Raw genomic sequence first — 21,398 nt, 5'->3', positions numbered from 1 at the left:
CGCCAGGATCCGGTCGGCGGTCTGCGGGTCACGCGCCCGCCAGGCCTGCGCCTGGTGCAGGTCGGCGGCGAGCGCGGCGCGCCCGTCCTCCAGGGCGATGGCCTCCGGTGTGCCGGGCAGCGGGCTGATCTGCGAGCCCACCGGGTAGAACGGCCGGTCCTCGCGGATGCCGCCGGCGGCCACGCGGCGGATCCGCGGGCCGCCCGCCAGGCCCGTGCCCGGCAGCGGCTCGTCACCGCGCAGCACCGCCTCGGCCAGCTCGACCGTGGCGAAATCCGCGAACCGGGGAACCGCCGTATCCGCCAGCTCCTGCGCGGTGCGCACCACGTCCAGGGTGGTACCCACCCGGAGCCCCGCGTCGTACAGCAGCTTCAGCCGGGCCCGCGCCGCCTCGGCCTGCCCGGCCAGCGCCCGCAGCTCGGTGGTGTCCCGGACGGTCGCGACGCTGCCGGGCCCGCCGCCGAACGGCGCGGTGGGACGGTTGTTCACGGCGAGCAGCCGTTCCCCGGCCGGGTGCACCTCGTCGGTGGCGGCCCGCCCGGACGCCAGCAACTCGGCCAGCCCGGGATCGAGCCCGAGCTCGGCGACCGGCCGTCCCTCCACCTTGGGTGGCAGCTCCAGCAGACGCCGCGCCTCATCGTTCGCCAACAGCGCCCGTCCGTCCCCGGCGACGATCAGCACACCCTCCCGGACCGCGTGCAGCACCGCGTCGTGATGCTCGTACATCCGCGTCATCTCGGCCGGGCCCAGACCGTGCGTCTGGCGGCGCAGCCGCCGGCGCACCAGCACCGCCCCGCCCGTGCCCACGGCGACCGCGGCGATCGCGCCGCCGAACAGGACCGGCAGCTGTCGACTCACCGCACTGCCCGCGTGCGAGACGGTGTAGCCGACCTGGACCAGGCCGGCGACCGAACCGTCCGGTCTGGTGACCGGCGCGCTGCTTTCCACGACCCGTCCGATGGGCGCGGTGAAGCTGATGGTGATCGGTCCCTTGAGGGCCAGCTGGTACGGGCCGATGAGGTGCTGTCCGATCAGCTCGGGCTGGGCGGTCTGGGCGTAGCGGATCCCCTCGGGGCTGGCGATCACGACGTAGTCGAAGCCGCCCTTCTTCGTGATGTCCAGGGCCAGCGGCTGCAGCACCGCGGTCGGGTCGGCGGTGTCCAGAGCGTCCACCACCGTGGGGACCTGCGCCAAGGTGATGGCCGCGGCGCGTGTGCGGTGCTCGGCATCACTCGTGGCGTACCTCCGGGCCTGCAGGATGAATGCCGTCAGCGCCGCGGCGACCAGCAGCACCACCACGACCAACATCCACAGGAAGACCTGCCCGGCGACGCTGCGCACCCGCAGCCGCGAGCGCGGCCCACCCCGGGCGGACCGGTGTTCCCCCGGTCCGCCCGGTTCCGCACCCCCATGGGCATGGCTGTCCACTCCGTGCATCCAGGCCGTCCCCGCGCATCCGGATCATGACCCCTTCCACGCTGCCACCCCGCCCGCACATGTGCATGCGCGAAGCCGCTGGACGGCCGAACACACCGCGGGCGGGTCGGCGATCTCGCGGACTCGGATCGCGCCGACGGCGCGTGGGGGCGCGCATCCGCCTGTGACGCGGGTCTCAGCCCGGGAAGATCGCCTGCACTCAGAGCACGGGCGGCGACTCGGTCAGCAACCGGCAAATCGGGCAAACCATGACATAAACCGTGATCCCGCTCACACCTGAAAAGGTCGACGACGGGCGATAGTGGCTGTTCCCGACGCCGCCCGCCGCCCCCGACCGCGACATTCGCCCAGCTCAGCACCGTTAACCGCCGACACAACCCGCCCTGCGGATCAATGCCGGCCAACCCCTGAATACGACAGCGGATCGTAACAAGGGGGTCTTGTCGATAACCGATCCCACCTGGCAACAATTGCTGCATCCAGCCACACCGGCTCCTGTCCCGCCGGTGAACGGCTCACTGCCAAGTCACGCCCCTGCGACCGCTATGGCCCCTGTCCGGCCACGGTCCAGGACGGGGCGTGACTCGGCCCAACCCGATTGAGGTCTAGGTCTACATGCCCAGTTTCACGATGCGTATGCGTACCTCTGCCGCTATTTTCGCCGGCGCCGCCGGTCTGACCGCCCTGGGTGCCGCCGTGGTCCCCGCCGTGGCCTCGGCCGCGGACGCCTCCCCGCAGGCCATCGCCGCCCAGATGGTGCCGGCGGACCAGCTGGCCTCGTTCAGCCAGATCGTCTCGCACGAGTCCGGCTGGAGCGTGACGGCGACCAACCCGAGCTCGGGCTCGTACGGTCTGGGTCAGGCGCTGCCGGCCTCCAAGATGGCCTCCGCCGGCGCGGACTGGAAGACCAACCCGGCCACCCAGATCAAGTGGACGCTGGACTACATGAACTCCCGCTACGGCAGCCCGAACGCCGCCTGGGCGTTCTGGCAGACCCACCACTGGTACTAAGCCGACCCCTCGGCCCCAGCACCACACCCGCGACCTTGACCACCCTCCCCCTCACCCCGGGGGCCGGACAGGGACCACTCGGATGACCCGACAGGGCCCGTGCCCGCGCGATCCGCGTGGCACGGGCCCTCTCGCGATCACCCCGAAATCCCCGGCTCCGCCAGGCCACCGTCGCCGCGCCCGACGCCATCACCGTCCGCGCCGCGTGCGTGACCATCGGCGTCTCGACGGCCGAGGATCCCGGGGTGCGTGGAGGGTGGAGCCCAGGCGCAGGCCAGCGAGCCGCCGATGAGCCCGGGCAGCAGGCCCAGGAAGAAGCCGCCGAAGTTGGCGACCGGCACGGAGAGCAGTGAGAGCAGGATCGCGGCGACCCCGGCGAAGATCCTCACCTGCTGTTGGAGCCAGAGCGTGACACCCAGCGTGATCAGCAGGCTCCCGATGAGGAGCGAACCCGCACCCGCGGTGGTGGAGAGCGCCAGGCCGAGACCGCCCAGGCTGAGGTGGGTGTAGGGGAAGGGGAAGTAGAGGATCGGCAGGCCGCCGACGAACGTCAGCAGGCCGGCCCAGAAGGGGCGGGTGCCGCGCCAGACCCGGAACTCCCGCCGGGCCGTGGCGATCGCCTCGCGCGGCCGGGACCACGGGGCCGTGGTTCTGTTCCACACGTGGCGACTCCCTGTGCGATCAGTGCGATTGAGACGGGCCATCGGGGTATCGGGTCGGCGGGTCAGAAGCACTCAACCCGGCCGCGCACCAGCGACACGCCCAGCCCGGGAACATCGAAGCTGCCGGCCGACACCGCGACCGCAGTCACCCGCACGCCGGTCAGATTGATCGAACGTGCCTGCTGCGCCAGGCCGTTGGGGTTGAAGAAGTGCGAGTCCCGATCACCCCGGCTGATTTCGCCTTCGGTGAGCGCTCCGGCGGCGACCCCGATGTCGAGGCGATGGGCGCTCGACTGGTCGGCCGCCAAGTGCTTCGCGTCGATGAAGAACCCCTTCGCGGTGGCCGCCCGCTCGCCACCGGTGAGCCGCAGCGTGAAGGGGCCGAGCACCGGGATCGGGAAGACGGCGGACTGGCAGAGCCCGCGGATCGTGGCGGACTCGAACCCCGTCACCATGACCGGCACCGGGTCGTGCTCGCGGGTGAGGTCCACCGTGCCGTACAGACTGAAGCCTTCACCGTTGAGCTCGTCGGCGGAGAGCTTGAACTCCTCCCCCGAGATGAGGAACGACGCGGCGAGCGCGTTCTCGGCCACCCCGGCCACGAGGGCCGCGGTGGCCGCGAGAGACGGCAGCAGGATGACGGCGAAGCGCTTCCAGCGGGTCCTGCCGAAGCGTTGCGACATGCCGCCCCTCTCTGACGTGGACCAAGACTCCCGAGCCCCGGGCGCCCGCGTGACCGGCCGGAAGGGGCGCACGGGACACCACACCGACCGCCCGAGACCGAAAAAGACCGAACACAGCCGATCATGCGATGCGGGAAATGGCTCCGCAAACCATTCACGACCACGTTGACGGCCATGTCGCCGCACATCACTCCAGCAGCCCATCGGCCACGGCACAGGGGGCGCGAACGGTCGGTCGCGGTCCGGCACGTCCGCGGGCCGGGCGGACCTGCCGTGGCGCGGACGAGCCGGCCACGGCAGGCCACCTCCACCTCCATACCCCCATGGGGTCGCATGGCGCGGTTGACAGCCGCAGCACCGCAGCTCACCGCACGCGATCTCTCACTTTGAGTCAGCCAAAGATTTGATATTTTTTTACTTAAAAAATCACTAGACTGCTGGCAGTTTTTTAAATCTTCAATTTTTCCTGGATTGCGCTTGCCGATCCCATCGGCTCGGATTGACGATGGTTTGAGGGGGGAATCGTAGGAAGGTTTGATCATGGGACTCGTCGGAAACCTCCGTAGCCTCGGCAGGTTCAACAGCGGCGGCGGCGGCGACTTCGGTCGCGGCGGCGGCGGCGACTTCGGTCGCGGCGGCGGCGACGACTTCGGTCGCGGCGGCGGCGGCGACTTCGGCCGCGGCGACGACTTCGGCCGCGGCGACTTCGGCCGTGACGACTTCGGCCGTGGCGGCCGTGGCGACTGGGGCAACTGGGGCGGCGGCGGCTGCGGTCGCTGACGTCCGCAGTGGCTGAACGCCCTCCGATCCGTTGCGAGAGCAGGCCGGGCATGTTGCGTGCCCGGCCTGTCGATCGCCCGACCGGTCCGTCCGGCCCGCGCCACCCGGAGGGTCCCAGGCTCGGAGCGGGGCTCCGCGGGGTGACCGGTGCCGGGCAGCGAGCGGGAAGACCGTGAGATGACGCGAAAACGGACCCTTCGAGAGGTTCTGCGAGGGCTGCTCGTCGTCGAGAGCTCCGACGCCCTGGTCGCCGCCGCACCGCCGGTCCCGCTCCGGGAGGTGTTCCGGCGCTTCTGGCCGTACACCAAGGGCGGCCGCCGCTGGCTGGTGGTGCTGCTGGTCCTGGTCTCCGTGGGCCCGGTGATCGAGGCGGCGGAGATCTGGCTGTTCAAGATCGTGATCGACGACATGCTCATCCCGCACAGGCTGAGTCTGTTCCTGCCGGTCGCCCTCGCCTACGCCGGGCTGACCCTGTTCTCCGGAACGCTGAGCTTCGCCGGCCAGGTGACCTCGACCTGGGTCAGCGAGCGCTTCCTGCTCATCCTGCGATCGGACGTGTTCCGGCACGTCCAGGGCCTGTCACTGGGCTTCTTCGAGCGGCGGCAGCTCGGCGACGTGCTGTCCCGGGTGACCGGCGACGTCGACGCGGTCGAGACCTTCCTGCTCTCCGGGATCGTCACCGCGATCGGCCAGCTGGCGCGGCTGGGCGTCTTCGTCGGCCTCCTGCTGGTGCTGAGCTGGGACCTGACGCTGACCGCACTGGTCGCCGCGCCGTTGTTCTTCCTCACCGCCCGCCGCTTCGCCAAGCTGATCCAGGCGGCCTCGCGCGAACGCCGTCGGCGCGGCGGTTCGATCAGCGCGGTCACCGAGGAGTCGCTCGGCAACATCGCGCTCGTCCAGGCGTACAACCGCCAGGACTGGGAGCACTCCAGGTTTCAGCGCGAGAGCGTCGGCCGGTACCACGCCGCGATGGCCTCGACCCGGATCGGAGCGCTCTACGGACCGACGGTCGAGTTCATCGAGCTGATCGGCGGCCTGGCGGTGATGGGCCTTGGGACCTGGGAACTGGTCCGTGGCCGGCTCACCCTCGGCGGCCTGATGGTCTTTCTCGCACTGCTGAGCCAGCTCTACAGCCCGATCCGGAGCATGTCCGGGCTCGGCAACGCCTTCTACAGCGCTTCCGCCGCCGCCGAGCGGATCATCGAACTGCTCGACCAGCGACCGCAGGTCGCCGCTCCCCCGACCCCGCGGGCGATCGGCCGGGCCCACGGCGGGATCGAGTTCGACGACGTGACCTTCAGCTACCCGGAGGCGGCGACGCCCGCGCTGTCCGGGGTGTCCTTCGGGGTGGCTCCGGGGAAGACGCTGGCCCTGGTCGGTGCCAGCGGCGCGGGGAAGTCCACCGTCGCCAAGCTGCTGCTCCGCTTCTACGACCCGAGCGTCGGCTCGGTGCGGCTCGACGGTGTCGATCTGCGCGAGCTGTCGCTCACCGAGCTGCGCGAGAACGTCGCCGTGGTCCTGCAGGAGACCCTGGTCTTCCACGGCACCGTCCGGGAGAACATCGCCTACGGGCGCCCGGAGGCGACCGAGGCCGAGATCGTGGCGGCCGCCAGGGCGGCGGACGCCCACGGGTTCGTCAGCCTGCTGCCCGACGGCTACGACACCGTGGTCGGCCAGCGCGGACGACTTCTCTCCGGCGGCCAGCGCCAGCGTCTGGCCATCGCCCGCGCGATGATCCGGGACGCACCCGTCCTCGTCCTGGACGAACCCACCACTGGCCTGGACGCCGAGTCGGCCCGGCGGATCATGGGCCCGCTGCGTGTGCTGATGGCCGGCCGCACGACGATCATCATCTCGCACAACCTGCTCACGGTCCGCGACGCCGACCAGATCGTCCTGCTCGAACAGGGCCTGCTCTCCGCCCACGGCACCCACGAGGAACTCCTCGCCCGCAGCCCCGCCTACGCCGGCCTCCACCGGCTCCACCACCCACGGGCCGCGTCGGTGAAGATCGTCCCCTGAGCCCCTGGCCAGCCGCGCCGACGGCCGGGAGTGAGGGCGGCAGGTGGCGTCCGAGGGCGGCGGACAACAGCGGATCGGTGCGACAGCACGTCCGCGACAGCGCGTCACGGGTGCTGCGGGCGCCATTCGAAGAGCAGGATGGTCGCGTCGTCCCGCAGGCGGTTGCGCTGGTGGTCGAGGATCGCGTGGATGAGCAGCCGCAGCACCTCGGCCGGGCGCTGGCCGGCGGCCGAGGAGCGGATGATGAAGTCGGTGAACTGGTCGAGGCCGAACTCCTCACCGTCCGTGTCGCGTGCCTCCACGACGCCGTCGGTGTAGAGCAGGACACGGTCGCCCGGTTCCAGTGTCGTCTCGTGGACCTGCCGGGTTTCCGGGGCGAGGTGGCCGACCAGACCGATCGGGGGCTGCGAGGGGCTGTCCAGCGCTCCGTGGAGCACCCGCTCGGCACGGATCAGCAGCGGCGGTGGGTGACCGCAGTTGACCCAGTGCAGCACCCCGGTCTCCGCGTCGAGCCGGCACAGCACGCCGGTGCAGAAGTGGTCGGGCAGCCACCGGGCGAGCGCTTGGTCGACGGAGGCGACGATGTCGGCCGGGGCGCCGCCGGCGCGGCGGGCGTTGCGCGCCGCCGCCATGGCGACCGACGTGGTCAGGCCGGCGGTCAGATCGTGCCCCATGGAGTCGAGGATCATGGTGTGCAGCACGTTCTTGATCACCGAGTGGTCGAAGGCGTCGCCGGCGACGTCGTACGCCGGTTCCAGGACCGCGGTCGAAACGCACCGCCTGCTGCCGACGGTGTGGGGCGGCAGGAAGGCCCGCAGCATCTCGGCGGGCAACCCCATGGTCGCGGTGCGGGCGAGGGAGGCGAGCCAGTCACTGTAGGTGCGCTTGGAGGTGATCAGCATGGCGACCAGATGGGCCAGCATCCGACTGCGGCGCATCCGCACCCCGTCGAGCGCGGCGGTCCGCACCGCCAGCACGCCCAGCCGCTCCGCGCCGTCGACCAGCGGCATCCAGACGACCACGCCCGCGCCGTCGGCGGCCACCTGCGGGGAGACCCTGCGGTACGCCCAGCCGGCCGGCGAGCGGTCCACCGGCAGCGTGTCCATGGCCTCGTCGAGTGGGACGAGCAGCCGTTGCTGCAGGTCGACGAGGTAGATGAGCGCGGTGTCCAGGCCGAGGGCCGCGGCGCACCGGTTCGCCAGGGCGGGCAGTTCGACCGGCAAAGCCGTCTGCGCCTCGATGATCAACGCTTCCAGCCGAGCCTCGTCGACAGCGGTGTCGGGACCGGTGGACGCGTGCGGTGGGTCCGACACGGGGATCACCCCTTCCGTGCCCAAGTCTCACACCGATCCCGGCCACTCTCACGTCAGGCCCGATCGCGCCGGGTGCGGCTGCGGCGACACCCGGCCGAGACGGCATCGGCCGCCGGCGCGCGAACCGATCACGTGATCGGCGCCGCGTTCGCGGCGGGGCGGGGCGGGGCGGGCCGATGCCACAGCCCTCTCCGTCGCCCGGCCCGGCCGGGAACGCGCATCAGCGAACCGTACCCGGCAGCGCGGTGCCGACGCGCTCGCGGACGGCCTCGGCCGTCCGGGCCCCGAGGCCCGGACGTGGCGACATGCGGGGGCGGTGTCGGAGCCGGGCGGACGGGAACCCGCCCGGCTAGGCTCGCGTGGTCATCTCGCGAGCGTGGAAGGACAGGACGGTTCGACACAAACGTGAGATCGCCCTTGCGGCGATGACGTTCTGGCTGCGTCCGGCGTTCGTGCTGCGCGTCGTCAGACGGTTCCAGCAGGTAGCCGGTTTCGACCGGGCCATGGCCCTGGCGTCCGCTGCGCTGGCGGCCATGGTCCCGCTGGCGATTCTCTGCGGCATGATCCTCGATCGCCTCGGGCTGAACGATGTCGCCGAGCACATCGTCAAACGCTACGGGCTCACCGACGGCGGAGCCCAGGCCGTCCAGAACGTCCTGTCGCCGTCCGCCGGCGCGGACTCGAGCGTCGACCTCCTGAGCGCCCTCTTCCTGATGATCTCGCTGCTGAGTTTCAGCCGGGCGGTGCAGCGGATGTTCGAGCAGACCTGGGACCTCAGACCGCGCAGCGTGCGCAACACCCCGAACGACTTGCGTTGGATCCTCGGCCTGCTGGCTTACCTGATGGCCGACATCTCGCTGCACGCCGTCCTCGACCGCGGGCGGTACGGCCTGGGGGCAGCGCTGCTGATGGCGCCACTGACCTGGGCGTTCCTGGTCTGGACCGGGTGGATCCTGTCCGCCAGGCGCATCGGCCCCGCAGCCCTGGCACCGTTCGGCGCCATCGCGGCCGCGCTCACAGCCGTCTACGCGGTGGGCGCGACGCTCTACCTGCCCCGTCTGTTCAGCTCGGAGGCCAGCCGCTACGGCTCGGCGGGCGCGGTCTTCGCGACGCTGTCGGCCCTGTTCGGCGCGATGGTCACCATCGTCGGATCCGCGGCACTGGGACGAGAGGTACACGACGAACTGGGCCGCGTCCGTCGTGGTGACCGCCCCCCGGACGACGAGGTCCGCCACGAGTGGGAGCAGCTGGTCCAGGACGTGCGATCGCGCTGGCACCCCACCGCGGGACACCGGGCCCGCCGTCTGCCGGGACGAGGGCCGCGCAGACGGCGGACGTGACCCCGCGGTCGGGGTTCACGTTCGCGGTCGGGTCGGGGCGTCGGCCGGGGCGTTCGCGGTCGGGGTGGTGCGGGGGAGCCGGGTGGCGGTGGCGAGGGCGGCGACGGCCAGGGTGGCCATGGCGGCGGCGTAGGCGTGGTGGGTGAGATTGGCGACGAGGATGGTGCCGGCGATGGCGGTGCCGAAGGTGGAGCCGAGGTTGGAGATGCTCCGGGACAGGCCGGAGATCTCACCCTGCCGTTCCTCGTGGAAGGCGGACTGGACCACGTTCACGGACGGGGTGAGCATGACGCCCAGGCCGAGGCCGATCAGCAGCAGACCGGGAGCGAACGCCCAGGCGCTCGGGGAGCCGGCGACCAGGCCGATCAGGACGGCGATGCCGGCCACGGCGAGGACGAACCCGACGATGATCAGGGTCCGCTCGAGCATCGCTGGACACGGCGGACCCCCGGTGCCTGCCTTGGTAGACAGCCGCTCCTCCATGCTCACCGCCGTCTCCAGGTCACCGCATCCCGGAGCTCCCGTGGATGGTTCACGGTGAGGCCTCCGTGTCGCCGGACGGGCCGGGCTCACACCGGTCATGGAGGTGATGCGTCGTTCGGCGGTCCATCGCCCCGCGCCCAGGATCGGTAGGCGGCCACTGCTGTGGGCAGGGTGGGGAAGATCCGGTCGGCGCCGACGGACTCGCTCAGGCCGTACGCGTCAAGGTCGTCGCGCAGGTCCTGCTTGACCCGGGCCAGCGCGAACACGACTCCGCGGGCGGCCAGTTCGAGCCGCAGGGCGTCCAGCGAGTCCAACGCGGTGATGTCCACCTCGACGTTCGCCTCGGTGTTGAGGACGAACCACCGCACCGGCTCCGGCTGTTCGGCCAGGGCCGCCAGCGCGCGGAGCCGGAGGTTCTCCGCGTTGGCGAAGAACAACGGGGAGTCGTAGCGGTAGACCAGGAGGCCGGGGACGGTCCGTGCCTCGGGGTAGTCGTCGACGTCGTGCATCCCGGCCACGCCCGGCACCACGCCGAGCACGGCGTCGTGCGGCCGCGCGACCCGGCTGAGCAGTTCGACCACCGACAGCCCCACCGCGACGAGCACGCCGTAGAGGATGTCCAGGGTCAGCACGCCGACCAGGCATCCCAGCGCCAGCAGCAGTTCCCGGCGCCGGAAGGACGCCAGCCTGCGGAAACCGGCGATGTCGATCATCCGGAGCGCGGCGAACACGACCAGGGCACCCAGCACGGCGTCCGGTGTGTCGTGCAGCAGCGGACTGAGGAACAGCAGCACGGCGACCACCCCGACGCCGGCCGTGAGCGCGTACACCTGGCTACTCCCTCCCGCCGACTGGGCCAGAGCGGTACGGCTGGCGCTGCTGCTCACCGGGAAGCCCTGGAAGAAGCCGGCGCCGAGATTGACGGCGCCGAGGCCCAGCAGCTCCTGGTTGGCGTCCGGCCTCCGAGCCTCGCCCGGTGTCTCGAAGGCACGCGCGGTGAGGATGAAGTCGGTGTAGCCCACCAGCAGGATGCCCGCCGCCGGGAGCAGGACCCGGTGCAGCTGGGTCGGATCCGGCAGCTTGGGGTGGGGCAGTCCGGCCGGAATCTCCCCGATCACGGCGATGCCGTGGTCCTTGAGCGAGAACGCCGCCGAGATCGCGGTGCCGAGCACGACGGCCAGGAGGGGGCCGGGCAGGCGCGGGAGGAGACGGGCCACCAGGAGGAGGAAGAGCAGCGTGGCGGCGCTGAAGGTGACCGTCGGCAGGTTGGCCTCGGTGACGTTCGACGCGAACGACTTCAGCTGCGGGAAGAACCCTTCCCCGTGCACGTCGACCCCGGTGAGCTTGGACGACTGGTCCACGATCATGATCAGTGCCACGCCGGCGAGGTAGCCGATCAGCACCGGTCGCGAGAGCAGGTCGGCGACGAAGCCGAGCCTGGCCAGCCACGCGAGCACGCACAGCAGGCCGACCACCACGGCGAGGCTCGCGGCGAGGACGGCGTAGCGGCCGGTGTCGCCGTCGGCCAGCGGCCCGATCACGGTGGCGGTCATCAGCGCCGTGGTCGACTCGGGCCCGACCGACAGCAGCCGGGACGAGCCGACGAGGGCGTACAGCACGATCGCGGGCAGGATGGCCCACAGTCCGGTGACGGGCGGCAGTCCCGCCACGCTCGCATACGCCATGACCTGGGGCACGAGGTAGGCCACCACCGTGGCACCGGCCAACAGGTCGCCCCGCAGCCAGTCACGCCGGTAGCCGCGGAGCACCGCGAGTCCCGGCAGGGGCGGCACCAAGCGGCGCCGCCCTCGGTCGGGACCACCGGCAGACATGGCTCTCCTTCCGTCGCACGGCCTCAGGACTCCTCCCGGACATCGTCACGGGCTGGGGGCGGTCACCGCCCCACCGCGGGCGGCCCCCGACCTGCGGGCCAGGGACTTGCCCAGCTCCCACAGCAGCAGGAGCGCGACCGCGGCCAGCAGGGCCCACCCGAACTGACGGGCGTTGATGTCCGTGGTCCCGAGGATCCGGCGGAACGCGTCCGTCTGGGTGACCAGCACCGCCAGGACGAACTCCGCCAGGGCCGCCAGGTTCATCTGCCGGCTGTCGAAAGTGCGGACGGTCAGCACCGACTCGCGCTCGCTGCGGCATTCGTAGGCCGCCACGATCAGGCAGAGCGCGAAAGCGGTGAACGCGATCGAGTTGCCGACGTGCACGCTGCGGTAGTGCACCTCGCCCAGCTTGATCAGCGAGAGCAGCGCGACCGTGACGGCCAGCCCGGCGAGTCCGACGGTGATCACGACGGACCTGGTCAGCACCGTCTCCCCGCGCGGGCGCGGGGTGCGCCGCATCAGACCGGGGCTCTTCCGGTCGAAGCCCAGGGCGAAGCCGAACGGGGCGTTGACGACGAAGTGGATCCACAGGACCTGCGCCGGAGTGAACGGCTCCCCCGCCGCGAGGTTGAAGACCGTGGCACCGAGGAAGGTCAGCACGAACGTCACCAGGAGCACGAGGACGAACCGGATGTACTTGCACCGCACCACCGCCCGGCCGTCCGCATCCTTCGCCTCGTTGAAGCTGGCCATCAGCTTGTAGCCCGGGTCGAAGGGCAGCGTGGCGAGCCGGGGAAGGCGTTCCCGGGTGGCCTCGATGTCCAGCCCGGCCTTGTGGCCGAGGACGAGCAGTGCGCCCTTGGTCGGGTCGCCGACGACCTCGCCGTCGACCAGTTTCGCGTCGTTCGCCATCAGGTACGGCAGCACGGCGTCCTCGATGGCCGCCGAGGAGCCCGCGGCGTGGTGGATCCTCCCGTCGAGGCGGTATCCGGTGCCGGAGACGGTGTAGCGGTCGGTGGGGCTGAGCACCTCCACGACCGTCATCTGGTTTATCGTCAGGGTGTCGAGCTCCCTGGTGAGCGGCGACTGTTCCCTCTCGGTCGCCGACAGCATCCCGGAGATCCTGCCCAGCTCGGTGTCGGCGCCCGTCGCGGTGATGACGAGCAGTCCGCTGCCGTGCGTGACCGGGGTGTTCATGAACGCCATGTTGGTCTGGTCACCCGGACCCAGCCGCTCGGCCGTCAGCGTGCCGGCGTCCTTCACGGCGGGGACGCTCTCACCGGTCAGCGCCGACTCGTCGATCTGCCGCGTGCTGGCCTCGACGATCCGTCCGTCCGCCGGGACCTCGTCGCCCGCCGAGACGAGCACCACGTCGCCCACCACCAGCTGTGCAGCCGGGATCTCCGCCTCCGTTGCGTCCCGCCGCACCCGCGCGGTCGCCTTCATCATCGACTTCAGCGCGTTCATCGCGCTCTCCGCCTTGCCCTCCTGCCGCAGGCCGACGACCGCGTTGAACAGGGTCAGGGCGAGCAGCAGGACCGCGGTGCTCCGCTCCTTGATCGCCAGCGAGACCACCGCCGACACCACCAGGATGATCTGCATGTAGCTGCGGTACTGGTCGAGGAAGCGCAGCCAGCCGGGCCTCGGCTTCTCCTCGGGCAGCGCGTTCGGCCCGGTCGAGGCGAGCAGTTCGGCCGCCCGGGCCGCGGTGAGCCCGGTCGCCGGATCCACCCCGAGCGAGGACGCGACCTCCTGGGGAGGACGCGCGTACCAGGGGTCGGGGGACTCCTGCGGGCCGGACGGCCCAGCCTGCTCCGCCATCTTCACCCCTCGAGATCCGGGACCGGTCCGCCGGGGCGTCAGTCGGTCCGGCGGTTCGCCGCGTACGGGTCACGCGCGGCACCCTCGGGAGCCTCCTTCTCCAGTCGGCGCTTGGCTGCGAGGAGTTCCTTCCCGGCCTGCTCGTCGACCGTGGGGTAGTGCGGATCGATCCCGATCAGCGTGTGCGCGAGCACCGCCGCCGCGCAGATGCGCGCGAACCACTTGCGGTCGGCCGGCACGACGTACCAGGGCGCCCGCGGCGTGCTCGTGGCCGACAGCATGTCGGAGAACGCCTCCTGGTAGTCGTCCCACCGCTCGCGCTCGCGGATGTCGGCCGCGGAGAACTTCCAGTTCTTCTCGGGCAGGTCGATCCGTTTCAGGAAGCGGGTGCGCTGTTCTTCCTTGGAAAGGTTCAGGAAGATCTTCACGACCTTGATCCCGTTGTCGGTGAGGTAGCGCTCCCAGTCGTTGATCTCCCGGTAGCGGCGGAGCCAGACTCCCTGGCCCTTCGCCTCCTCCGGCAGCTTCTGCCGGTCGAGGTTCTCCGGGTGGACACGCACCACGAGGACCTCCTCGTAGTGCGACCGGTTGAAGATCCCGATGTCCCCACGTGCCGGGAGCCGCTGCGCGTACCGCCACAGGAAGTCGTGGTCGAGCTCCTCCGCGGAGGGGACCTTGAAGCTGCTCACATGGACGCCCTGCGGATTCACCCCGCTCATGACATGACGGATCGTGCCGTCCTTCCCGCCGGCGTCGAGCGCCTGGAGGCAGAGCAGGACTCCGTAGGTGTCCTGGGCGGCCAGCCGCGCCTGGTACTCCGAGAGCAGTGACACACCGGTGCGCAGCAGCTCCACGCCCTCGCGCTTGTTCATGCCCGCCTTGTACCGGGGATCGAAGTCCGCCGCGAGGTCCACCCGCGACCCCGGCTTCACCCGCAGCGGCTTGATGAACTTCGCAATGCGCTTGGCCGCCCGTCCGTCCGACATCGCCTGCACCAGTTCCTGATCCGTGGGGAGGGGTTCCGGCCGGGCCCCGGCGGGGGCAGCCGGTCCGGCCCTTCAGCGACTCTTGCCGCAGCGGCTTGACCAGCCGGTATCGACCGGCACGGGAGAGCGCTACCTGCCACGCTGCGGTCCCCCGGCACCCACGTCAATCGGACGGAGTCCTTCCGTGCGGCCCACCCATGAGTGCCCGGCGAACGCGCTCTTCCGGTGGGTCCGGGTCGCCCTTCCCGCGGCCGTGCGTGGCGGCGCCCGCGGCCCGGGCCGAGGATGGGCCGTCGTACGTTCCCCTGCGATCGGAGGCCATGATGGCGACCCTGACGGTATGGCGCTTCCCCACGGCGAGCGGAGCCGACGAAGCCCTCGACACCCTGAAGAAGCTGCAGCGCCAGGAGCTGATCAAGGTCCAGGACGGCGCCGTGATCACCTGGCCGGGAAGTGCCAGGAAGCCCCGGACCCGCCACCTGAGCGACCTGACCGGCATGGGCGCCCTGGGCGGGGCCTTCTGGGGCTTTCTCCTCGGAATGATCTTCTTCGTCCCCCTTCTCGGCGCGGCGGTGGGCGCGGCCGGAGGCGCGCTGGGGGGTCACCTCGCTCACCTCGGCATCGACGAGGACTTCATCAGACAGGTGCGGGAGAAGGTGACCCCCGGCACCTCCGCGCTGTTCGTCCTCAGCTCGGACGCCGTGCTCGACCGAGTCAGGTCCGCGTTCGAAGGCTGGCACGCCGAACTCCTGGAGACGAACCTCTCGGCGGAGGAGGAGGCCCGGCTGCGCGAAGCGTTCACCGAAGGCGAATGAGGACCCGACCGGGTTTCGCCCCGCTGCGGGCGGTCCGCCCCCGGCCGGCGGGGCGGCGGCGGACCGCCGTACGGGCCACCGGGCGACCGACCGGTATGAGGCGGTCGCGTTGATCGCCTTCACAGGATTACTGCACTGACCACCCCTCCGCACCGCCGCGTCGATTCCGTCGAGAACTAGGGAAAGACCGACCACAAAAGTCTCCCGCGCCTCGGCTTCCAGACAGGGAATCGTGAACTGCCCCGGTTCCACGTCGAGCGGCGGACGCCACCCTGCCCGGCAAGGACCGCCACCTTGCAACCCCTTACTCCATAAAGTAACCTCCGCGAGTCAACTCTTTACACCATAAGGGCACCAGTCGGCACCCGGCCGTACTGGATATCCCGAAGCGATCGGAGGGTATTCGATGGCGGACCTCCCCGTCTCCTTCATCCAGGTCACCGACATCACCCGCATCACGCCCCACATGGCCCGGGTGACCTTCGTCGCCGACCGGCTGGACGACACCGTCGGCCGGACCCCCGACCAGCAGGTCAAGCTCTGCTTCCCCCGGGCCGGCCAGCGCTCCCCCGTCCTCCCCGAGCAGGAGGACGACGCGACCAGCTGGTACCAGGCGTTCCTCGCCATCCCCGAGCACGAGCGGCCGTGGATGCGCAGCCTCACCATCCGCGACCGCCGACCCGGCAGCACCTCGCTGACGATCGACTTCGTCCTGCACGGCGACACCGGCCCCGCCACCGGCTGGGCCGGCTCCGCCCAGCCCGGCGACCGGCTGGGGATGGTGGGCCCCTCCGCGATCTACTCCCGACCGGTCCCGCTCGCCACCTCGATCGAGGCCTCCGACTGGCTCCTGCTCGCCGGAGACGAGACCGCCCTGCCCGCCATCGGCACCCTGATCGAGGCCCTGCCCGCAGGGGCCCGGGCGATCGCCTACATCGAGGTCGCCGATGCCGCCGAGCGGCAGGACTTCGACACCCGGGGCGACGTCACCGTCCACTGGCTGTACCGCGACGGCGTCCAGGCCGGCCGGAGCGACATCCTGGTCGACACCGTCCGCGCGGCCGAGTTCCCGGCCGGCCGCCCCTTCGCCTGGCTGGCCGGCGAGTCGGGCGCCGTCCGAGCGCTGCGCCGGCACCTCGTCTCCGACCGGGGGCTGGACAAGACGTCGATCGACTTCAGCGGCTACTGGCGCTTCGAGCTCACCCAGGACGACGCCCCGACCGCCGAGGACATGGCCGAGGCCCAGGAACGGCTGGCCGAGGCCCGCGACCTCGCGAACGTCCCGACCATCTGAGCGAACATCGGAATCACCGGTGAGAAGCGGTCGAGGGGGCCACTCGTTCGCGTGGCCCCCTCGGCGTCGTCCGGGTGGCACGGGGCTACTCTCCGATGGTGGAGACAACACCGAGCACCGCCGTCCGTCGTCCCCGGGTCGGACACATCCGGTTCCTCAACTCACTGCCCGTGTACTGGGGGCTGGCCCGGACCAGTGCCCTGCTGGACCTCGAACTGGCCAGAAGGACCCCCGACGAGTTGAACGACGGGCTGGTCCGCGGGGACCTCGACATCTCGCCGATCAGCCTGGTCGAGTTCCTGCGCAACGCCGACCAGCTGGTGGTGCTGCCCGGGCTGGCGGTGGGCTGCGACGGCCCGGTGATGTCCTGCTCGATCGTCTCCCGGCTGCCGCTGGACCGGCTGGACGGCGCCCGGGTGGCGCTCGGCTCCACATCCAGGACGTCGGTGTGCCTGGCCAGGCTCCTGCTCACCGAGCAGTACCGGGTCACGCCGCGGTACGAGGTCCACCAGCCCGACCTGGAAGCGATGATGCGGGAGGCGGACGCGGCCGTGGTCATCGGGGACGTCGCGCTGACGGCGTCGCTGCACCAGGCCGAGCGGCTGGGCCTGCGCGTCCACGACCTCGGGCAGATGTGGAAGGACTGGACCGGGCTGCCGTTCGTCTTCGCGGTCTGGGCCGTCCGCCGCGACTACCTGGTCCGCCACCCCGAACTGGTCCGCCAGGTGCACCGCTCCCTGCTCGCCGCCCGCGACCTGTCCCTGGAGCACCTCCCCGAGATCGCCGAACAGGCCGCGTGCTGGGAACCGTTCGACGCTGCCTCGTTGGAGCGCTACTTCAAGACCCTCGACTTCCGGCTGGCGGAGGACCAGTTCGCCGCCATCACCGAGTTCGCCCGGCAGGCCGGCCCGATCGCCGGCTTCCCCACGGACACCCGGGTGCAGGTGCTGGGCGCATAGCCGGTCCGCCGCAGTGCCACTCGTCGAGTCGGCGGGCCGCCGACGGCGGCCGCCGGCCCGGCACTTCGGGGAGCGGCTTGGGCCGTTGCAGTGAGTGACGGCCCCGCGAGCCGGGGCCGCGGCGAATGAGCGTGCGTCAATGGGTCGTCCACGTAAGCCCGTTGTGCGGAGAGTGCCCCATGACGTCCCCGGCAGGTCTGATCAAGCACGTGGTGATCATGGTTCAGGAGAACCACACCACCGACAACTACTTCCTCTCCATGGCGCCCTACGGCGCCAACGTCGCCACCGGCTGGCCGATCACGCCCAACCCCCCGGTGGCCGACCCGTCGCACGACCGGCACGCCTACTACCGCTGGCTCACCCAGCAGGGCAGCACCGCCGCGCACGTGCAGTTCGACACCACCGCCGATCTGCCGTTCTACGCCTGGCTCGCGGCCTCCGGCGCGTTCCTGGAGAACCACTGCTCGGGCTTCGGCACCAACTCCACGCCCAACCACCTGCTCATCACCGGCGGTCAGTCCCCGACGCTGCGCAACCCTCCGCACAACAGCCAGCCGGTCTGGGACCTGCCCTCGCTGCCCGGGCACGCCCAGGACAACAACCTGAGTTGGAAGGCCTACACCGGCGCCACCGGGTACCCGGTGGAGTTCTATCAGCAGCTCAAGGGGTCCGCGAACATCGTGCGGTCGGCCAAGCCCTCGCAGCAGTTCCTCAACGACGCGGGCGCCGGGAAGCTGCCGGCCCTGTCGATGGTGTGGCACGACGGCCCCTACGACGAGCACCCCACGGCCGACGTGTCGCTCGGCATGGACGCGGTCTGGCAGGCCGTCGACGCGGTGGTGCAGGCCGGCTCCTGGGACGAGACGGTGTTCATGCTGACCTGGGACGACTGGGGCGGCTTCGACGACCACGTCGACACCCCGAACGTGGAGTACACCGCCGACGGCGTCCAGGTCGCCTACGGGCCCCGGGTGCCGCTGCTGATGTTCGGCGGCCGGGTCCGCCCGGGCATCGACTCGCGCTGGTGCTCCCACGTCAGCCTGCCCAAGACCGCCATCCAGTTGCTCGGCCTGCCGCCGCTGGGCGTGCCGCGGGTGGACGACGACGGTGGCCTCGCGGACCTGGTCGACCTCTCGGGCACCGGCGCCGTCATGCCCAAGCCGCCCGCGTTCGGCAGCCAGGTCATCCTGCCGCCGGCGCCCCGGCCCACTCCCCCGGCGGCTCCGCTGCCGCCCTCGCCGGTCACCGTGCCGAAGCTCACCGATGAGGTGATCCTGCGTGACGGCAGCTCGCTGGGCCGCCCGAACGACGTGCTCATCACCCACCCCTGAGCGCCCCGCACCAGTGCCCCACCCTCCCCCGGGGAGCGTGGGGCACTGATCGTTACCGCTTGACAGGGTGCGTAATACTGTAACGCGCGCGGGTCCGGGACGGCGGCGGAACGGGCGGCGCCCGCTTCTGTCCCCGCAGCTCGGAGCAGCACATGCACCCCCACCCCCACCCCTTCCTCGATCATCCGGGGCCGCTCGCCTTCGCGCACCGGGGTGGTGAACTCGGGCACCCCGAGAACTCGCTCGCCGCGTTCGAGGCGGCCGTGGCGCTCGGGTACCGGTACCTCGAAACGGATGTGCACGCCACCGCCGACGGAGTGCTGGTGGCCTTCCACGACTCCCGGCTCGACCGGGTCACCGACCGGAGCGGGGCGGTGGCGGAGCTGCCCTGGGAGAGCGTCAGGCGGGCCCGGATCGGCGGGACCGAGCCGGTGCCGCTGCTGGAAGACCTGCTCGAGGCGTTCCCGGGGGCGCGGTTCAACATCGACGTCAAGGCGGCGCCGGCCGTCGGGCCACTGGTCGAGGCGATCCGCCGGACCGACGCCTGGGACCGGGTCTGCGTCGGCGGCTTCTCCGACAGCCGCCTGGCCGCCGTCCGGGCCGCCGCCGGGCCCCGGCTGGCCACCTCGCTCGGGCCGCGCGAGGTGGCGCGGCTGCGGCTGCGCTCGCTCGGCGAGCTGGTGCTGCCCGGGGCGCTGTCGCGCGGACGCGGGGCACCGTACGCGGGGATCTGCGCGCAGGTGCCGGAGCGGCACCAGGGCGTGCGGGTGGTCGACCGGGCCTTCGTCCGGACCGCACACCGGCTCGGCCTGCAGGTTCACGTCTGGACTGTGGACGATCCCACACGGATCAGGGCTCTCCTGGACCTCGGCGTGGATGGCATCATGGCCGATCGCATCGACGTTCTTCGGGACGTCCTCAGCGAGCGCGGCTGCTGGACGGACGGCAGCACCGGCTCCAGCACGGCGATAGGAGCCGTATGAGCAGCACGGACCACCTGCAGGACCACGTCGCGGGCCCCCCGGCGAGCGCCGACGACGGCCGCTCCCTGCGCCGGATGCAATTCGGCTGGTACATCAACGACTGGGCCAACGCGGCCTTCTCCGCCACCGTCCTGACGGTGTTCCTCGGGCCGTACCTGACCGAGGTGGCCAAGAAGGCCGCCGACGCGTCCGGCGACGTGCACCCGCTCGGCCTGTCGATCCGGGCAGGATCGTTCTTCCCCTACACGGTCTCCTTCTCCGTGCTGATCTCGGTCGCGGTGATGTTGCTGACCGGCACGGTCGCCGACCGCACCGGACGGCACAAGGAGCTGATGTGCGGCTTCGCGTACGTCGGCGCGCTCGCCACGATGGGGATGTTCCTCCTCGACGGCGACCGCTACCTGCTCGGCGGCGCGCTGCTGGTGGTCGCCAACATCTCGTACGCGGTGTCGGTCGCGCTCTCCTACGCCTACCTGCCGGGCCTGGCCTCCCCCGACGAGCGCGACAAGGTCTCCTCCAAGGGGTGGGCCTACGGCTACGCGGGCGGCGGGCTGCTGCTGATCGCCAACCTGGCGCTGTTCCAGAACTGCGACGCGCTGGGACTGTCCTCCGGCACCGCCGTGCGGATCTGCCTGGCCTCGGCCGGCCTGTGGTGGGCGCTGTTCACCGTCGTCCCGCTGCTGCGGCTGCCCTCCCGGGCCGGCGTCGCGCCCAGCCGCGCCGCGGCCGACCAGCCCGCCGCCGGCAGCCTGCGCGAACTCGGCCGCACCCTGAAGGGCATGCGCAAGCACCCGCTGACGCTGCTCTACCTGGCCGCCTTCCTCTGCTACAACGACGGCATCCAGACCGTCGTCTCGCAGGCTTCGCTGTTCGGCAGCGAGGAGCTCGGCATGACCCAGACCTCGCTGGTCACCGCCGTGCTGATGGTCCAGATCGTGGCGATCGGCGGCGCACTGCTGCTCGGCCGGATCGCCCAGCGGTACGGCGCCAAGAAGACCATCCTCGGCTCGCTGGTCGGCTGGGTGATCACCCTGGCCCTCGGCTACTTCATGCCCGCCCACCAGCCGGCCTGGTTCTACGCCCTGGCCTGCATGATCGGCCTGGTGCTCGGCGGCAGCCAGGCGCTCTCCCGTTCGCTGTTCTCGCACCTGATCCCGGCGGGCCGGGAGGCCGAGTACTTCAGCCTGTACAAGGTCAGCGACCGCGGCACCAGCTGGATGGGCCCGCTGGTCTTCGGCCTCGCGTACCAGATCACCGGCAGCTACCGCTCGGCGATCATCTCGCTGCTGGTGTTCTTCGTGATCGGCTTCGCGGTGCTGGTGAAGGTGCCGGTGCGCCGGGCCATCGAGGCCGTGGGCAACCCCGTCCCCGAGCGGCTGTGACGGCCCTGCTGCTCTCCTGAGCCGTCAGGAGAGCAGCAGACCCGGTCCCAGGCGGGCGGTACGGGCGTCGTCGCGGCCGGCAGGCCGGAAGCGCCCGGCGGAAGACCCTCGACGCGGCGGATTCGGCATTCAGCAGCGGGGCCGGAGCGCGTCCACGGCTCCGCGAGAATCGACCGGCAGGGCGAGGGCACACGGCGAAGCCAGCAGGATTCATCTCAGCAAAACAATAGTGCTGCACGGTAATTGACAGCTGATCAGTTC

General features: G+C 71.2%; 17 protein-coding genes and 1 pseudogene. 10 read left to right on the top strand and 8 right to left on the bottom strand.

Going from position 1 to position 21,398, the window contains the following annotated elements; all coding sequences use genetic code 11:
• Positions 1–1,437: pseudogene (locus tag ACH4E7_RS24930) on the bottom strand (histidine kinase); the annotation flags it as partial.
• Between the two features lie 615 nt (positions 1,438–2,052).
• Between ACH4E7_RS24930 and ACH4E7_RS24925 the strand changes: the two are divergent.
• On the top strand, positions 2,053–2,448 hold the full coding sequence (locus ACH4E7_RS24925; RefSeq protein WP_396251248.1) for a lytic transglycosylase domain-containing protein: 396 nt from the start codon (positions 2,053–2,055) through the stop codon (positions 2,446–2,448).
• Between the two features lie 137 nt (positions 2,449–2,585).
• Here ACH4E7_RS24925 and ACH4E7_RS24920 read toward each other — a convergent pair whose 3' ends face one another.
• Both ACH4E7_RS24920 and ACH4E7_RS24915 read right to left on the bottom strand, forming a co-directional pair.
• Positions 2,586–3,110, bottom strand: a complete 525-nt coding sequence (locus ACH4E7_RS24920; RefSeq protein WP_396251247.1) for a DUF6114 domain-containing protein — start codon at positions 3,108–3,110, stop codon at positions 2,586–2,588.
• Between the two features lie 62 nt (positions 3,111–3,172).
• Positions 3,173–3,703: a DUF6230 family protein gene (locus ACH4E7_RS24915; protein ID WP_396251246.1), complete on the bottom strand. Its 531-nt coding sequence runs from the start codon at positions 3,701–3,703 to the stop codon at positions 3,173–3,175.
• A 630-nt stretch (positions 3,704–4,333) separates the two neighbouring features.
• Between ACH4E7_RS24915 and ACH4E7_RS24910 the strand changes: the two genes are divergently transcribed.
• Together ACH4E7_RS24910 and ACH4E7_RS24905 are read left to right on the top strand one after the other, a co-directional pair.
• Entirely contained in the window at positions 4,334–4,573 is a 240-nt protein-coding gene (locus ACH4E7_RS24910; RefSeq protein WP_396251245.1) for a hypothetical protein, read from the top strand.
• A gap of 177 nt (positions 4,574–4,750) precedes the next feature.
• Positions 4,751–6,595, top strand: a complete 1,845-nt coding sequence (locus ACH4E7_RS24905; RefSeq protein ID WP_396251244.1) for an ABC transporter ATP-binding protein — start codon at positions 4,751–4,753, stop codon at positions 6,593–6,595.
• A 104-nt stretch (positions 6,596–6,699) separates the two neighbouring features.
• On the opposite strand, the gene ACH4E7_RS24900 is transcribed toward ACH4E7_RS24905, so the two are convergent.
• The gene (locus ACH4E7_RS24900) at positions 6,700–7,917 is read right to left on the bottom strand and encodes a PP2C family protein-serine/threonine phosphatase (protein WP_396251243.1); all 1,218 of its coding nucleotides are present in this window, start codon (positions 7,915–7,917) and stop codon (positions 6,700–6,702) included.
• 416 nt (positions 7,918–8,333) lie between these two features.
• Here ACH4E7_RS24900 and ACH4E7_RS24895 point away from each other — a divergent pair, with 416 nt between their 5' ends.
• Positions 8,334–9,248 (top strand): hypothetical protein, encoded by a 915-nt coding sequence (locus ACH4E7_RS24895; protein ID WP_396251242.1) that lies wholly within the window; start codon positions 8,334–8,336, stop codon positions 9,246–9,248.
• A 15-nt stretch (positions 9,249–9,263) separates the two neighbouring features.
• Here the strand turns inward: ACH4E7_RS24895 and ACH4E7_RS24890 are convergent, their stop codons facing one another.
• The 4 genes from ACH4E7_RS24890 to ACH4E7_RS24875 form a co-directional block, all read right to left on the bottom strand.
• Positions 9,264–9,677, bottom strand: coding sequence for an MFS transporter (locus tag ACH4E7_RS24890; RefSeq protein WP_396251241.1), 414 nt, complete (start codon positions 9,675–9,677; stop codon positions 9,264–9,266).
• Between the two features lie 149 nt (positions 9,678–9,826).
• Complete coding sequence (locus ACH4E7_RS24885; protein WP_396251239.1) at positions 9,827–11,563, bottom strand: SulP family inorganic anion transporter; 1,737 nt, start codon at positions 11,561–11,563, stop codon at positions 9,827–9,829.
• A gap of 45 nt (positions 11,564–11,608) precedes the next feature.
• Positions 11,609–13,384, bottom strand: a complete 1,776-nt coding sequence (locus ACH4E7_RS24880) for an HAD-IC family P-type ATPase (protein WP_396251238.1) — start codon at positions 13,382–13,384, stop codon at positions 11,609–11,611.
• 38 nt (positions 13,385–13,422) lie between these two features.
• Positions 13,423–14,370 (bottom strand): polyphosphate kinase 2 family protein, encoded by a 948-nt coding sequence (locus ACH4E7_RS24875; protein WP_396251237.1) that lies wholly within the window; start codon positions 14,368–14,370, stop codon positions 13,423–13,425.
• Between the two features lie 320 nt (positions 14,371–14,690).
• Here ACH4E7_RS24875 and ACH4E7_RS24870 point away from each other — a divergent pair, with 320 nt between their 5' ends.
• The 6 genes from ACH4E7_RS24870 to ACH4E7_RS24845 all read left to right on the top strand — a co-directional run bounded on the left by ACH4E7_RS24870 (position 14,691) and on the right by ACH4E7_RS24845 (position 21,137).
• The gene (locus tag ACH4E7_RS24870; RefSeq protein WP_396251236.1) at positions 14,691–15,185 is read left to right on the top strand and encodes a DUF1269 domain-containing protein; all 495 of its coding nucleotides are present in this window, start codon (positions 14,691–14,693) and stop codon (positions 15,183–15,185) included.
• 406 nt (positions 15,186–15,591) lie between these two features.
• Positions 15,592–16,479 carry a siderophore-interacting protein gene (locus tag ACH4E7_RS24865; RefSeq protein ID WP_396251235.1) on the top strand — a complete coding sequence of 296 codons (888 nt, stop codon included), beginning with the start codon at positions 15,592–15,594 and terminating at the stop codon, positions 16,477–16,479.
• A 95-nt stretch (positions 16,480–16,574) separates the two neighbouring features.
• Complete coding sequence (locus ACH4E7_RS24860; protein WP_396251234.1) at positions 16,575–17,438, top strand: menaquinone biosynthetic enzyme MqnA/MqnD family protein; 864 nt, start codon at positions 16,575–16,577, stop codon at positions 17,436–17,438.
• Positions 17,439–17,617: 179 nt separating this feature from the next.
• Positions 17,618–18,772: an alkaline phosphatase family protein gene (locus ACH4E7_RS24855; RefSeq protein WP_396251233.1), complete on the top strand. Its 1,155-nt coding sequence runs from the start codon at positions 17,618–17,620 to the stop codon at positions 18,770–18,772.
• A gap of 152 nt (positions 18,773–18,924) precedes the next feature.
• Positions 18,925–19,755, top strand: a complete 831-nt coding sequence (locus ACH4E7_RS24850) for a glycerophosphodiester phosphodiesterase (RefSeq protein WP_396251232.1) — start codon at positions 18,925–18,927, stop codon at positions 19,753–19,755.
• Positions 19,752–21,137, top strand: a complete 1,386-nt coding sequence (locus ACH4E7_RS24845) for an MFS transporter (RefSeq protein ID WP_396251231.1) — start codon at positions 19,752–19,754, stop codon at positions 21,135–21,137. Before ACH4E7_RS24850 ends, ACH4E7_RS24845 begins: the two co-directional genes overlap by 4 nt.
• The last annotated feature ends 261 nt before the right edge of the window (positions 21,138–21,398 follow it).

Origin of the sequence: Kitasatospora sp. NPDC018058 (assembly GCF_044327205.1) — a bacterium.
Classification (GTDB): domain Bacteria; phylum Actinomycetota; class Actinomycetes; order Streptomycetales; family Streptomycetaceae; genus Kitasatospora.
This window is presented reverse-complemented; position numbering and strand designations above follow the sequence as displayed.